This window comes from Mesorhizobium terrae (assembly GCF_008727715.1).
Taxonomy (GTDB): Bacteria; Pseudomonadota; Alphaproteobacteria; order Rhizobiales; family Rhizobiaceae; genus Mesorhizobium; species Mesorhizobium terrae.
In genome coordinates this window covers 1,478,227-1,492,151 of record NZ_CP044218.1, presented here as the reverse complement: position 1 = coordinate 1,492,151, position 13,925 = coordinate 1,478,227, and the positions used below count along the sequence as shown (strand labels likewise).

General features: G+C 63.1%; 13 protein-coding genes. 9 read left to right on the top strand and 4 right to left on the bottom strand.

What is annotated here, in order from left to right:
- The first annotated feature begins 93 nt into the window (after positions 1-93).
- The 8 genes from gcvA (FZF13_RS08355) (at position 94) to FZF13_RS08320 (ending at position 8,698) form a co-directional block, all read left to right on the top strand.
- Positions 94-1,074, top strand: coding sequence for a transcriptional regulator GcvA (gene gcvA, locus FZF13_RS08355; protein WP_024924216.1), 981 nt, complete (start codon positions 94-96; stop codon positions 1,072-1,074).
- A 148-nt stretch (positions 1,075-1,222) separates the two neighbouring features.
- Positions 1,223-2,527, top strand: coding sequence for a nicotinate phosphoribosyltransferase (gene pncB, locus FZF13_RS08350; RefSeq protein ID WP_024924215.1), 1,305 nt, complete (start codon positions 1,223-1,225; stop codon positions 2,525-2,527).
- A 30-nt stretch (positions 2,528-2,557) separates the two neighbouring features.
- Complete coding sequence (locus tag FZF13_RS08345; protein WP_024924214.1) at positions 2,558-3,952, top strand: hypothetical protein; 1,395 nt, start codon at positions 2,558-2,560, stop codon at positions 3,950-3,952.
- A gap of 131 nt (positions 3,953-4,083) precedes the next feature.
- Positions 4,084-5,388: an ABC transporter substrate-binding protein gene (locus FZF13_RS08340; RefSeq protein ID WP_024924213.1), complete on the top strand. Its 1,305-nt coding sequence runs from the start codon at positions 4,084-4,086 to the stop codon at positions 5,386-5,388.
- A gap of 44 nt (positions 5,389-5,432) precedes the next feature.
- Positions 5,433-6,314: a branched-chain amino acid ABC transporter permease gene (locus tag FZF13_RS08335; protein ID WP_024924212.1), complete on the top strand. Its 882-nt coding sequence runs from the start codon at positions 5,433-5,435 to the stop codon at positions 6,312-6,314.
- On the top strand, positions 6,311-7,273 hold the full coding sequence (locus FZF13_RS08330; RefSeq protein ID WP_024924211.1) for a branched-chain amino acid ABC transporter permease: 963 nt from the start codon (positions 6,311-6,313) through the stop codon (positions 7,271-7,273). Before FZF13_RS08335 ends, FZF13_RS08330 begins: the two co-directional genes overlap by 4 nt.
- On the top strand, positions 7,270-7,998 hold the full coding sequence (locus FZF13_RS08325) for an ABC transporter ATP-binding protein (RefSeq protein ID WP_024924210.1): 729 nt from the start codon (positions 7,270-7,272) through the stop codon (positions 7,996-7,998). The genes FZF13_RS08330 and FZF13_RS08325 overlap by 4 nt, the downstream gene beginning before the upstream one ends.
- Entirely contained in the window at positions 7,991-8,698 is a 708-nt protein-coding gene (locus FZF13_RS08320; RefSeq protein ID WP_024924209.1) for an ABC transporter ATP-binding protein, read from the top strand. Before FZF13_RS08325 ends, FZF13_RS08320 begins: the two co-directional genes overlap by 8 nt.
- A gap of 12 nt (positions 8,699-8,710) precedes the next feature.
- Here FZF13_RS08320 and FZF13_RS08315 read toward each other — a convergent pair whose 3' ends face one another.
- Positions 8,711-8,893 carry a hypothetical protein gene (locus tag FZF13_RS08315; RefSeq protein WP_024924208.1) on the bottom strand — a complete coding sequence of 61 codons (183 nt, stop codon included), beginning with the start codon at positions 8,891-8,893 and terminating at the stop codon, positions 8,711-8,713.
- Between the two features lie 118 nt (positions 8,894-9,011).
- On the opposite strand from FZF13_RS08315, the gene gcvA (FZF13_RS08310) reads away from it, so the two are divergent.
- Complete coding sequence (gene gcvA, locus FZF13_RS08310; protein ID WP_024924207.1) at positions 9,012-9,923, top strand: transcriptional regulator GcvA; 912 nt, start codon at positions 9,012-9,014, stop codon at positions 9,921-9,923.
- A 36-nt stretch (positions 9,924-9,959) separates the two neighbouring features.
- Here the strand turns inward: gcvA (FZF13_RS08310) and FZF13_RS08305 are convergent, their stop codons facing one another.
- From FZF13_RS08305 to kdpC, 3 genes are read right to left on the bottom strand one after another with little or no spacing between them, the layout of a single operon-like run.
- Complete coding sequence (locus FZF13_RS08305; protein WP_024924206.1) at positions 9,960-10,652, bottom strand: response regulator; 693 nt, start codon at positions 10,650-10,652, stop codon at positions 9,960-9,962.
- Entirely contained in the window at positions 10,649-13,345 is a 2,697-nt protein-coding gene (locus tag FZF13_RS08300) for a sensor histidine kinase (protein WP_024924205.1), read from the bottom strand. Before FZF13_RS08300 ends, FZF13_RS08305 begins: the two co-directional genes overlap by 4 nt.
- Before the next feature lie 9 nt (positions 13,346-13,354).
- Positions 13,355-13,924, bottom strand: a complete 570-nt coding sequence (gene kdpC, locus FZF13_RS08295) for a potassium-transporting ATPase subunit KdpC (RefSeq protein ID WP_024924204.1) — start codon at positions 13,922-13,924, stop codon at positions 13,355-13,357.
- Position 13,925 lies beyond the last annotated feature (1 nt).

The window sequence follows — 13,925 nt, the reverse complement described above, 5'->3', positions numbered from 1 at the left end:
ATGCGTGATTGGCGCGGATTGTCGGAGCGTGTGGATGGAAAATCAATTGATATTGTTATAGCGCTCGCTGTGAGGAAAGCTCACATAAAGCGTATGAACAGCTCTCGACGCCTGCCACCGCTCAATCCCCTGCGCGCTTTCGAGGCGACGGCCAGGCACGCCTCGCTCAGCAAGGCGGCTGCCGAGCTCCATGTCACCCATGGCGCGGTCAGCCACCAGATCAAGGCGCTCGAGCAATCGCTCGGCGTCAAGTTGTTCGAGCGTGTGGGTTCCCGCCTCAAGCTCACCCCGCATGGTGCTGAACTGCTGCCTGCGGTATCCGGCGCCTTCGAGGGTATTGCGGCGGCGGCGGCCCGGTTGACGCGTCCGGCGAGCAGCGGTGCGCTGGTTGTCTCCTGCGTGCCGGCGCTGCTGTCTTTGTGGATGATCCCGCGTCTCGGCGCCTTCACATCGCGTTACCCCGACATCAGGCTGAAGCTCGTGGCCTCCAACGACCCGCGTGACATCCGCTCGTCGGACATCGATGTCTGCGTTCATTATGGCGACGGTAGCTGGACCGATTGCTGGATTCGCAAGTGGTCGGGCCTCGAGCTCTTTCCGGTGGTCAGTCCGACGCTGGCCAACAACAGGCCGATCCGGTCGATCCGGGACCTCGCCGACCATGTGCTGCTGCATGGTGACGACGGCCGCGAATGGCACACCTGGCTCGCCGCCGCCGACGCGCTCGACCTCGAGCGCAATTGCCGGCGCCACCATTTCAACGATGCCCGGCTGTCCATCGAAGCGGCTCTGCATGGCCATGGCGTGGCGCTGGGCGACACGATGACGGCCAGCGGCTTGCTGGCCAGGGGTCAACTCATCGTGCCGTTCGGCCTCTCGGTGCCAGCGGTGGACGATTTTTACGTGGTGTGCCGCAACGAGATGCGGTCCGCGCCCATCGTGCAGGTGTTCGTGGATTGGCTGTTTGCCGAAAAGGCCGAGGCCGACAGCCGCCCTGACACGGCCGCGGCGGCTCAGATTGTCACCCGTCGCAAACGCCCGGTGCTCAAGGTCGTCGCGCGGTCGGACGATTGAGGTGACGGCTTGTGAGGTCTTGATGCCTGTTACTGCCGCGCCCGTTTTCCTCTGTGCCAGGCATATTGCGGGGCAGCGCGTTCATGATTTCAATGCTATGAGGCCGGTCTGGTAGTCGTAAGGGCGGAAGCGGAAGCAGGTTTCGGACATGGCCAGGACTGATATCGCACGGCGCGTCTACAATCACACCTGGAAGCTCGACCCCATCGTGCGGTCGCTGCTCGACACCGATTTCTACAAGCTGCTGATGCTGCAGATGATCTGGGGCATGTATCCCAAGGTCGACGCCACGTTCTCGCTGATCAACCGCACGACGTCCGTGCGCCTTGCCGACGAGATCGACGAAGGCGAGCTGCGCGAGCAGCTCGATCATGCCAGGACATTGCGTTTCAGCAAGAAGGAAATGATCTGGCTGGGCGGTAACAATTTTTATGGCCGCAAGCAGATATTCGAGCCGGAGTTCCTGGCCTGGCTGGAGAATTTCCGCCTGCCGGAATACGAGCTTTCAAGGCGCGACGGTCAGTACGAACTCTCCTTCTCCGGCCCATGGATGTACACGACGCTTTGGGAAATCCCGGCGCTTGCTATCATCAACGAGCTGCGTTCGCGTGCTGCGCTGAAGGCATTCGGCCCCTTCGCGCTGGACGTGCTTTATGCACGCGCCAAGGCCAAGATGTGGGCCAAGACCGAGCGACTGAAACAGCTCCCTGAAATCCGCATTTCCGACTTCGGCACGCGGCGCCGTCACTCGTTCCTGTGGCAGCGCTGGTGCGTGGAGGCCTTGAAGGAAGGCATCGGCGGTGCCTTCACCGGCACGTCGAACGTGCTGCTCGCCATGGATACCGATCTTGAGGCGCTCGGCACCAACGCGCACGAACTGCCGATGGTGCTCGCCGCTTTGGCGAATTCCGAGGCGGAGCTTCGCCAGGCGCCGTACAAGGTCCTGCAGGATTGGCAGCGTTATTATGGCGGCAACCTGCTGATCGTGCTTCCCGATGCTTTCGGCACCGCTGCCTTCTTGCGAGACGCGCCCGATTGGGTGGCCGATTGGACCGGTTTCCGCCCGGACAGCGCTCCGCCGGTCGAAGGCGGTGAGCGCATCATCTCCTGGTGGCGCGATAAGGGCAGGGACCCGAGGCAGAAACTCCTGATCTTCTCCGATGGCCTCGACGTCGATACCATCATCGAGACCTATCGTCATTTCGAGGGCAAGGTTCGCATGTCCTTCGGCTGGGGCACCAACCTGACCAATGATTTCGAGGATTGCGCGCCGATCTCCACCGACAGGCTCAACGCCATCTCGCTGGTCTGCAAGGTGACGGACGCCAATGGTCGCCCGGCGGTGAAGCTCTCCGACAATCCGGCCAAGGCGACAGGCGACACGAAGGAAATCGCCCGCTATCTGCGCATCTTCGGCGAGGAAGCGCGCGTCAGGCAGTTGGTGAAAGTCTAAAATCAGGATGACTTCCGGCGGAAGGCAGCTGTGAGGTTCCTGCGGTTTCTCAGCCTCACACTTGCCGGTGCGTTGTGGCCGTGCCTTGCCCTTGCCCACGCTTCGGACCGCGGCCATGTCCTGTTGTTGTCGACAGGGTATTACATTGCCGGCGGTGCCTTTGCGGTTGGTGCATCCTTTCTCGTGCTGGCATTGCTGCCATCGGGTTTCCTCGAACGGGCCTGGCAGTGGCGCTTGCCGCTCTTCACCTTTGGCGATCGGGCAAAAACGGTAGTCGGGCTCTTGTCTTTCGCTGGCTTTGCACTGCTGCTGGCTGCCGGTTCCTGGGGCAGTCGCGATCCTCTTTCCAATCCGCTTCCGCTGACGGTCTGGACGCTTCTGTGGGCCGGGTTTGTGTTGCTGCAGGGAATGGTGGGTGACCTTTGGTCCTGGCTCAATCCATGGCAGGGGCCATACCGTCTGGTGATGCGGCTGGGGTTTGTCCGCAACGAACCGTCGAAAGGGGGCGCTGGTTGTTGGCCCGCCTTCGCGTTGTTCCTCGCCTTTGCCTGGTTCGAACTTGTCGATCCGGCGCCGGACGATCCCGCGCGGCTTGCCGTTGCGGCCGGCCTCTACTGGCTGGTCGGCTTCATCGCCATGCTGGCGTTCGGTTATGAGAACTGGGCCCGCCGCGGCGAGTTCCTGTCGGTCTTTTTCTCGATGCTGGCGCGCTTTTCCATGGTCGGCCGTGGCGCGGACGGCAGGTTCTATCTCAACCTGCCTGGTGCAAGACTGCTCGACACGCCATCACTGCCGTTGAGTGGCGTCGCCTTCCTGCTGCTCGCACTGTCGTCGGTTTCCTTCGACGGGCTTGGCAAGACGTTCTTGTGGCTCGGCTCGATCGGCGTCAATCCTCTCGAATACCCCGGGCGCACGGCGCTGATCGGTTCGGCTACGCTGGGTCTCGTGCTGACCTTTCTGCTCCTGGCGTTGCTGTTTGCCGTAGCCGTCTTCTTCGGCCTGCGCCTGGCCGGCAGGGCACATGGTTTCGCCAATGCCGCCGGCTTGCTCGTCTGGTCGATCGTGCCGATCGCTCTCGCCTATCATGTCGCGCACTATCTGACGGCGCTGCTTGTCGACGGTCAGTATGCGCTCGTGGCGCTGTCCGATCCCTTCGCGCGAGGGTGGGATATTTTCGGCACGGCGAACATGCAGGTCGAGGCGGGAATCGTTGCCGGCGCGACTGCTGCCTGGTGGATATGGAACATCCAGGCCGCCACCATCGTCTGCGGGCATGTGCTCGCCGTCCTTGTCGCGCATGTGTTCGCCGCGAGGCTGGATCCGTCCCCGGTTCGTGCCGTTCTCACGCAGATACCGCTCACGATCCTGATGATCGCCTATACCGTCTTCGGGCTCTGGCTTCTAGCCACGCCGGCCGTTGGCTGAGCCGACCATGGCGTGTCGGTTGACGCCACGGAATGCTCGCTTGCCATGACCGAGGTTTGGTGATTGGTTTGCGCCGCGATTTTCACCCAGCCTTTCGCCGGCTGCAGGTCAATGCCCATGAGGGGATCTCGATGACTGAGAAAAGCCGCTTCTTCGATCTTGCAAACACCGCAGTGTCCCGTCGTGGCGTGCTGAAAGGCCTGGCTGCCGGTACTGGTCTCGCCGTTGCCCCCGGCTTCGTGCGTTATGCCCAGGCGCAGAGCTCGGCGCCGATCAAGATCGGCTTCCAGGCACATCGCACCGGCATCGGCGCCGCCTATGGCCGCTGGTATGAAAGAACGACGGCGGCCGCCGTGAAAGCAATCAATGCCGCCGGCGGCATCAATGGCCGTCAGGTCGAAATCGTCATCGAAGACGACGGCACCGACGCCGCCCGTGGCGCCGAAGTGGTGGCGAAGCTCGCCAACCAGCACAAGGTCGATATCGTCTACGGCACGCTGTTCTCGAATGTGGTGGTGGGTTCGGCGCCGACCGCCGGCGAATTGAAAATTCCATATTATGTCGTGTCGGAGGGCTATCACGTCGCGTCCGGCAAGCTGAACCGCTACGTGTTCCAGCCGGGCATTACGGACGTTCGCGCCCAGGTCACTTCGGTGGCGCCATGGATCGCCGCCAATGCCGGCAAGAAGATCACCATGATCTTCCCCGATTACGCCTTCGGCTACGACCATCGCGACTACCTGCCGCCGGCCCTGCAGAAGGCGGGCGCGGAGGTGATCGCCAAGATCGCCATTCCGCCGACGGAATCCTCCTTCACCAAGTATTTTCCGCAGATCCCCTCCGACACCGATGCGATCTATCACGTCATGGTCGGTCCGGCGGTGCTGACCTTCGTCAAGGAATTGGGCGATTTCTACGGTTCGAGCGGGCCGAAACTGTTCGGCTTCATCGATTCGCTGGAGGCGGTCGACATCAACAGCCCGGGCCTCGAATATCTGAACGGCAGCCACTTCTGGGAGGGTTCGCCACGCTACGCCCAGGCCGACGACACGGAAGCGCAGAAAGCCTACCGTGCCGCCGTCGGCATAGACGACAATGGTGCCGCCGTCGGCGATCCGAAGGACGTCTCGACCGCCGCCCATATGTTCGGCTGCTGGGAGACGCTCTACGTCATCAAGAAGGCGATGGAGGATGCCGGCTACAAGGGACCGGAAGATCGTGCCAAGCTGGTTGAAGCTACTGAGGCGCTGACCGAGTTCAAGGAAGGACCGGAGCATCCGCAGGGCCGCAAGCTGTTCAACGGCAAGATCCACCAGTGTTTCGGCAGTCAGAACATTTCCAAGCTGGAAGGCGGCAAGCTGATGGTCGTGCACAAGACCGCCATCGAAGACGGCATGTACGAGCCGCAGGCCGATTATACCAAGCAGCCTTTGTGAACCAGCTTGTGAAATCCGCATCGGAGAAAGAGGGCCGCGGCTGAATGGCTTTCGGCCCTCATCTCCTTCTCGCAACGCTCGAAGGCCTGGTTACCGCGGCGGTGCTGGCGCTTACCGCACTCGGCCTGTCGCTCGTCTTCGGCGTCATGCGCATAGTCAACGTCGCCCATGGCGAGTTCTTCATGCTGGGGGCGGTGCTTGCCTGGGCGGTTTCGACGGCATTCGACGGACACCCGGCCGTTGGCTTCGTCGCAGCGCTCATCGCGGCGCCGCTCGTGGTCGGGGCGGTCGCCTGTCTTTCGGAGCGGCTGGTGTTGCGCCGGTTGAATTATGACCCCGAAGCCACCATCGTTGCCACTATCGGTCTGCTCTACATCATCCAGCAACTTGCGCTGAGCTTCTACGGACCGGAGGCGCGCCCGGTGGCGCCGCCCTTCAGCTATCGTGTGCTTCTGCCCTGGTTCGGCTATTCCGGCTATAAGCTCTTTGTCATCGTCGCCTCAGCGTTGCTGCTGGTTTCGACCTGGCTTGTGCTCACCCGAACCAGGATCGGCCTCGTCATGCGCGCCACGCAGTATGACCGCGAGATGGCGCAGGCTTTCGCCATTCCCGTCGACCGCGTCTATGCCGGCGTCTTCGCGCTCGGCGCCATGTTGGCCGCGACGGCGGCCGTGCTGATCGTGCCGATCAGTCAGGCACATTACCTGATGGGGCAGGACCCGCTGCTCCTGTCCTTCATCGTCATCATCATCGGCGGGCTCGGCTCTCTGCGCGGCACGATCATCGCAGCCCTTTTGATCGGTCTGTCGGATGGCATCGTCTCGATGTTCTTCTCGCCGACGCTTGCCAAGATGATCGCAACCCTGGCGGTGGCGATGGTGCTGGTGTTTCGCCCGCAAGGCCTGTTCGGAACGACCGCCCGATGACGGAAGCGCCGGCCGCCAGGGTTTATGCGTTGCATGTCGCCGTGGTGGTCGTGCTGTTCGCGCTGAACTTTCTGCTGCCCGATTATCACCAGGGCTTGTTCGCCCGCATCATGGTGCTGGCGGTTTTCGCCATGGGCTACAATCTGCTGTTTGGTTATGGCGGTTTGCTCAGCCTTGGCCATGCCATGTTCTTTGCCGCCGGCCTCTATGGCAGCGGCCTCGCGATCTATCATTTCGGCTGGAATGTGCCGGCGGCCTTCCTCGCCGGTCTCGGCTGCGGTGCGTTGCTCTCCCTGGTGGTCGGTGCACTTGCGCTTCGCACTTCCGGCGTTGCCTTCATGATCGTCACCATGATGTTCGCGCAGGTGTTCCTGCTCGCCATCGTCTATTTTTCGGCATGGACCGGCGGTGATCAGGGTCTGGTTGTCCAGCAGGCCGACCGCATCGTCCACATCGGCGGCACGGCCCTCGATCTGACCGACCCGACCGTGCGCTATATGACGGCGCTGGCCCTGTTCTCGATCGTGCTTTTCACCACGGTTGCGGTCGTGCGCTCGCGCTTCGGTCGTGTCCTGGTGGCGATCCGCGAAAATGAGGAGCGCACGCGGCTCCTGGGTTACAACACCTTCGCCAACAAGCTCTCGGCAATGGTGCTTTCAGGCGTCATCTGCGCCGCGGCGGGTGGCGCCTATGCGCTGTTGTTCGGCTATGTCGGCGCCAATTTCGCCTCGGTGCAGTATTCCATCCTGCCGCTTCTATGGGCTTTGGCTGGCGGCGTCGCGACCACGCTCGGCCCGTTGGTCGGCACGCTGTTCATCTACTATGTCACCGACATCGCCAGCAGCCACACCACGGCCTGGCTGCTGATTGTCGGACTGGCGCTCATCCTGCTCGTGCTGTTCGCGCCCAAGGGCATTCTCGGCGCGGTGCGTCGCCGCTGGATCGGGTGGCTGCCATGACGCCGTTGCTGACGACGACCGGTCTGTCGCGTGACTTCGGTGGCTTGCGTGCCGTCGACGGTGCCAATTTCAGCCTGATGCCGGGAGAGATCCGGGCGGTGATCGGCCCGAACGGCGCCGGTAAGACCACCTTCGTCAGCCTTGTCTGCGGCCGCATTCAGCCTTCGGCGGGCACCATCATGTTTGCCGGCGCGGATATCACCGACCTGCCGGCATACAAGCGGGTCAGGCTTGGCATCGCCTATACATTCCAAGTCACCAGCGTGTTTGCCAACCTCTCCGCCTACGACAACGTTACCTTGTCGGTGCAGCGTACGTTGACGGACGGGCGTTCCAGGGGCGCTGTCCATGCCGGGGTCATGGAGGCACTGTCGCGGACCGGTCTCGCCGACCGCGCCGGGATGCTGGCTGGGCAATTGTCTTATGGCCATCAGCGGTTGCTGGAAATTGCCATGGGCCTGGCGCTCGCGCCGCGCCTGCTGATCCTCGACGAACCGACGCAAGGTCTGTCGGACGGCGAGATAGAGGGGTTCGTCGCCTTGGTACGCGAAATCGCCCGCGATGCCACGGTGCTGATCATCGAACACAACATGCCGGTGGTCATGCAACTTGCCCATCGCATCACCGTCTTCGACGCCGGCAAGATCATTGCCGAAGGCAGCCCGGCCGAAATCCGCGCCAATGAACAGGTGCAGGAAGCCTATCTGGGAGCCGCGCATGTCTGAGCTGCTCGCGATCGCCGGGCTCGACTGTTCTTACGGTGAAGTGCAAGTGCTTCACGGCATTGGCCTGGCCCTCGCCAAGGGCGAAGTTTTGTGCCTGCTCGGCCGCAACGGTGCCGGCAAGACCACCACGCTGAAGGCGATCATGGGGTTGATCCCGGCGACGGCTGGCTCGATCAGGCTGAACGGGCGGGAATTGACCGGACTGCCGGCACACGAGGTGCCAAAGGCCGGTGTCGCTTATGTCCCGCAGGGTCGACGCCTGTTCGCCGAAATGACGGTGGCGGAGAACATCGAAATCGGGCTGATGGCGCGCGGCAAGGGCAAGGCGACCCGCGATATGGTGCTCGGCCTGTTCCCTCGCCTGGCGGAGCGCTTGAACCAGCGTTCGGGCACATTGTCTGGCGGAGAGCAGCAGATGCTCGCGATGGCGCGCGCGCTCTGCCTGGAGCCTGAGGTGCTGCTGCTGGACGAACCCACCGAAGGGCTGATGCCGTCGATGATCGAGAAGATTCGCGAGACGGTTTCCAAATTGCGCGGCCTCGGCGTTTCCACCATTCTGGTCGAGCAGCGTGTCGAGGCAGTTCTGGCCGTCGCCGACCGCGTCGCCTTCATCGAGAACGGCCGCAACCGCGAGACCATGACGGCGGCGGCGCTGCGTGCCGATCCCGCCGCGGTCAAACGTTATGTCGGCGTAGGTTGATGCAGACAGGTTTCACTGGCGCCGGCCGACAGGATCCGTACCGTCGGTGATGCCGAGGTCCCGGCGCAGATGCGGCGAGAGTTCGCGGATGTCGAGATAGGTGCGGGCGTGCCGCTTCCAGCCAAAACCATCAGCCAGCCACGACAACCAGCTCCGACTGGAATGCGACAGGAGAAAGTCGTGCAACGTGGTCATGGCGAACAATCTCCGATATGCCTAAATGCATCTGATGTGTTGGAAGGAAATATCGGGCTGTTTCGGCTTTGATTCCAATTGAACGTCGAGAGGAGCCTATAAAGAGGGCTTATGGCAAATGTTGCAGCAGCTTCCCCCGCTCACCGCCGTGCGCGCCTTTGAGGCGGTTGCCCGTCACCTGAGTTTCACCAAGGCGGCAGGTGAACTCGGCATGACCCAGGCGGCCGTCAGCTATCAGATCAAGCTGCTTGAAGAGCGGGTCGGCGCGGCCCTGTTCCTGCGTCACCCACGTCACATCGAATTGACCGAGGTCGGTCAGCGGCTGGCGCCAGCAATCAGCGACGCGTTCGAGACGATCAGCGATGCCTATTCGGCAGCGCGTTCTGGCGCGGAGGGGGTGCTGTGTGTGAGCACCATCCTGACTTTCGCATCCAACTGGCTGGCGCGGCGGCTTGGCGCGTTCCAGATGACACATCCTTCGCTCGCAGTCCGTCTGAATACGTCGTCGAGGCTCGTCGACTTTGCGCGCGAGGATGTCGACGTCGCCATTCGCTCCGGCGGAGGCAAATGGCCTGGCACGGATACGCACAAATTGTTCGCGGCCGATTTTACACCGATGCTCAGTCCGGCTCTCGCCGCGAGCATCGGCCTGAGGGAGCCGGCGGATCTCCTGCGCCTGCCGATCCTCGACCCGAGTGACATCTGGTGGAAGGAATGGTTCCAGTTGGCTGGCGTCGACGCGACGGGGCTTGCTTCACGGCCTGCCAGCAGCATGGGCGCGCAGATGTATGAGGCAAGTGCCGCTGTCGCTGGCCACGGTGTCGCTATTTTGACTCGTGAACTCTTCGAGGCAGAGCTTGCCGACGGACGTTTGATCCAGCCTTTCGATCTGGTCGGCAACGACGGCCATGCCTTCTGGCTCGCCTATCCGACCTCGCGCCGCAACGTGCCCAAGATCAAGGCTTTTCGCGAATGGCTGTTGGCGGAAGTCGCGGCAACCCGGAGCAGTTGCAGGCACGAGACGGATTGACTTCGTGTTGAACCGCGATAGGGGCGCGTCGCAGGCTCAGGCGTCCTCCCCGACAAAACGATAACCGACGCCTGGCTCTGTCCGGATGATCGCGGGAGAAGACGGGTCACGTTCTATCTTGCCGCGCACCTGGCCGACGAAGACCCGCAGATAATGCAGGTCGTCGGCATGGGCAGGCCCCCAGACGGATGTCAGCAAAGCCTTGTGGGTAACGACACGCCCGGCATGGCGCGCCAGCATCAGTACCAGGTCGTATTCCTTCGGGGTCAGGTGGATCGGCGTGTCGTCACGTGTGATGAGCCGCCGCACGGTATCGATATGCAGCCCGTCCACTGAAATCTCGGTCACGCCACCGTCTTCGCGGGTACGGTGGCGCAGCGCCGTGCGGATGCGCGCCGTAAGCTCGCCGATGCCGAACGGTTTTTCGATATAGTCGTCGGCGCCGAGATCGAGCGCGGCTATCTTTTCGCTCTCGCGGTCTCGTGCCGACAGGATGATGATCGGCAATTCGGACCAGCCGCGCACATTCTGCACCACCTCCTTGCCGTCCATGTCGGGCAGGCCGAGGTCGAGAATGATGAGATCCGGCGCCATGGTGGCGATCGCTTTCAGCGCCTGCGCTCCGGTTCCGGCCTCGATGACCTCGTAGCCGGCTGCGGTCAGCGCGGGGCGCAGGAAACGCTGGATCTGCGGTTCGTCGTCGACGACCAGCACCCGGAAACCGCTCACGAGGCGACCTCGGTTTCGGCGGGTACGGCCTCGACGGGGAAGCGCAGGATCATGCGCGTACCCTTCCGTTTCTGCGCCGGGCTTTCGGCCTTGATCGTGCCGCCCATGGCCTCGACAAAACCACGCGCGATCGGCAGGCCGAGGCCGGTGCCGGGGGCACGGCCGTCCGGTTTGCCGCGCCGGAAGAATTTTTCGAAGATTTGATCAAGGTCGTTTTCTGGAATGCCCTTACCCATGTCCACCACCGAGAGCGTGACCTCGTCCTTTTCCTGCCGCGCATAGATACGAATCGGATCGGCGCCGCCATATTTGTCGGCATTGTCGATCAGGTTGAACAGCACCTGGCCAAGCAGCACGCTGTCGCCGCGGATCAGCGGCAGTTCGGGCGCCAGCTGCACCTCGATCGCCCGACCGGGGAATGCTTTTTGCGACCGTTCGACTGCGGAACGGACGACGTCCACCACATCGACCCAGTCGCGCTTGGCTTCGACCGAACCGGATTCGATGCGCGTCATGTCGAGCAGGTTGGCAAGGAAGCGCGCCAATCTTGCGCTTTCCTCGTCGATCGAAACCAGAAGGTCGTCGCGGCTTCCCTTGTCCATCTTGTCGCCGAATTCGCGCAGGCTGGTGATCGCGCCGGTTATGGTCGCCAGTGGCGTCTTCAGATCGTGCGAGACTGAGGCGAGCAGGGCCGAGCGGAAGCGTTCGCCTTCGAGGGCTGCTGCCTGCTGCAGCCTTTCCTTGGACAACCGCGCACGGTCGATGGCAACCGCCGACTGATCGAGAATGGCGATCAGCATCCTTTCTTCGCTGCCGTCGAGAATTTCTCCATTCTGCTGGATGCCGCAGACGCCGACGACGCCGTGGGGGCTGGTCAGCGGGATGAAGCGGAAGACGCTGTTCGGCAAGGTGCCGGTGCCGCTACCGGCTTCCTCGCGCTTCTCGAAGGCCCAACGCGCGGCGGCCATGTCGGAAACGCCGAGTTCGGTGTCGGGTGGCCAGGATGCCTGTAGGCGCAACTCACCCTGATCCGGCAGAAGCAGGGCTACGGTGCGCGACAGCGCGCCTTGCAACTGCGTCACCGTTGCCCAGACGACGTCGTCCTGCTTGGAGGTGCCGGAAAGCTTGCGCGAATAGTCGTAGAGCGCTTGCGTGGTGATGGCCCTTTCGCCGGACACTTTCGCCTGCTCGCGCAGGCGCGAGGTCAGCCCGCCGGTCAGCATGGCCGCGGCTAGGAACACGAACAGCGCGAAGACCTCGTGCGGTTCGGCGATCGTCAGTGTGTAGATCGGCGGAATGAAAAAGAAATTATAGGCGAGCGCCGAAAACAGCGCGGCGGCGATCGCCGCTGCGTAGCCGGCGCTGATTGCGGAGGCGAGCACCGCCAGGAGGTAGATGATGGAGATGTTTGGCAGGCGCACGACTTCGTCGAGCGCCAGCCCGAGGATCGTGACCGCCGCGGTCATCGCTGCCGCGAGCCCAACATCCTTCAGGATGCGGAAGATCAGCGCGCGCGGCTTGGCGGGAGCAGCCGGCGGCGGCATCTCCTCTTCGCCGGTGACGACATAGACGCCGAGGCCCGAGGCCCGCTCCATCAGCGCGTCGGGTAGCGAACGGCGGAACAGCCTGAACGGGAACGATTGCTTGCGTCCGCCGATGACGATCTGCGTTGCGTGTTCGCGGCGGGCCAGCCGCAGGATCTCGTCGACGAAGTCGGCGCCCTTGACCCGGCGCGTCTCCGCACCCAGCCTTTCGGCGAGGCGGAAAGTCTCGTCTAGCCGGCGTTCCCCGGCCTGGTCGGAAACGGCGCGGTCGACGGGTTCGATCGAGGCCACCAGCCAGTGCGCGTTGAGGCCGGATGCTAGCCGGCTGGCGGTGCGCACCACCTTTTCGGAGAGCGCGTCGGGGCCGATACAGACCAGAAGACGCTCCGCCGAGGGCCACGGCCCTTCGATGGCGTTTTGCTTGAGATAGTCGACCATCTGGTCGTCGACGCGGTCGGCGGTGCGCCTGAGCGCCAGGTCGCGCAATGCAGTCAGGTTGCCAAGGCGGAAGAAGGAGTCGGCGGCGCGCACCGCATTGGCCGGCAGGTAGACTTTGCCTTCCTTCAATCTCTCGAGCAGTTCGGCCGGCGGCAGGTCCACCAGCAGCACTTCGTCGGCTTTTTTCAGGACCGTGTCGGGTATCTGTTCGCGCACCGGCACGCCGGTGATCTGCGCAACGACGTCGGACAGGCTTTCGAGGTGCTGGATGTTCAGAGCCGTCCAGACATTGATGCCGGCGGCGAGCAGTTCGTCGATGTCCTGGTAGCGCTTGGGATGGCGGCTGTCCGGCGCGTTGGTATGCGCCAGTTCGTCGACGACGATGGTTTGCGGATGACGGGCGAGTGCAGCGTCGAGGTCGAATTCCTCGATCGTGTGGCCGCGATAGGCGATCTTGCGCCGCGGCAGGATCTCAACCCCTTCCAGGAGCGCGGCGGTCTCGCCGCGCCCATGCGTCTCCACCAGGCCGATCAGGATGTCGCCACCATCCTCCTTCACGCGGCGTGCGCGTGACAACATGGCATAGGTCTTGCCGACGCCTGGCGCGGCGCCGAGGAACACGGTCAGCCGGCCACGTTCCTGCTTGTCCGCCAGCGCCAGCAGTGCGTCGGGGTCAGCTCTATTCTCTCTGTGTCGGTCGCTATCGGCCATTCAGTAGATTTAAGACTTTAGCCGATCCAGCGCGAGATTTAGTTTCAGCACGTTGACGCGAGGCTCACCGATCAGGCCGAGCAGCCGGCCCTCGGCGGTGTCGTCGACGAGCTTGGCCACTTCGGTTTCCGGCAGTCCGCGCGCCTTGGCAACGCGTGCGATCTGGTCGCGTGCGAAGTCGGGCGAAATGTGCGGATCGAGGCCGGACCCCGAGGTGGTTGCGGCATCGGTCGGCACTGGCCCGGCGATGCCGGCAGCATGCAGGCGCTGGATGTCGCCCGTAACGCGGTCCTTCAGCTTCTGCGAAGTGGTGCCGAGATTGGAACCGCTGGAGTTGCCGGCGTCGTAGGGCGTGCTGCCGATCGCCGAAGGGCGTGGCCAGAAATAGCGATCGTTGGCGAAGTTCTGGCCGATCAGTTCGGAGCCGATGACGGTTCCGTTCTGCTTGATGAGGCTGCCATTGGCCTGGGCAGGCAGGGCTATCTGTCCGATGCCGGTGATGGCGAGCGGATAGCCGATGCCGAGCAGGGCCGTGAACAGCACGATGAGGACAAAGGCGGGGCGCAAATAAGTTGTCATG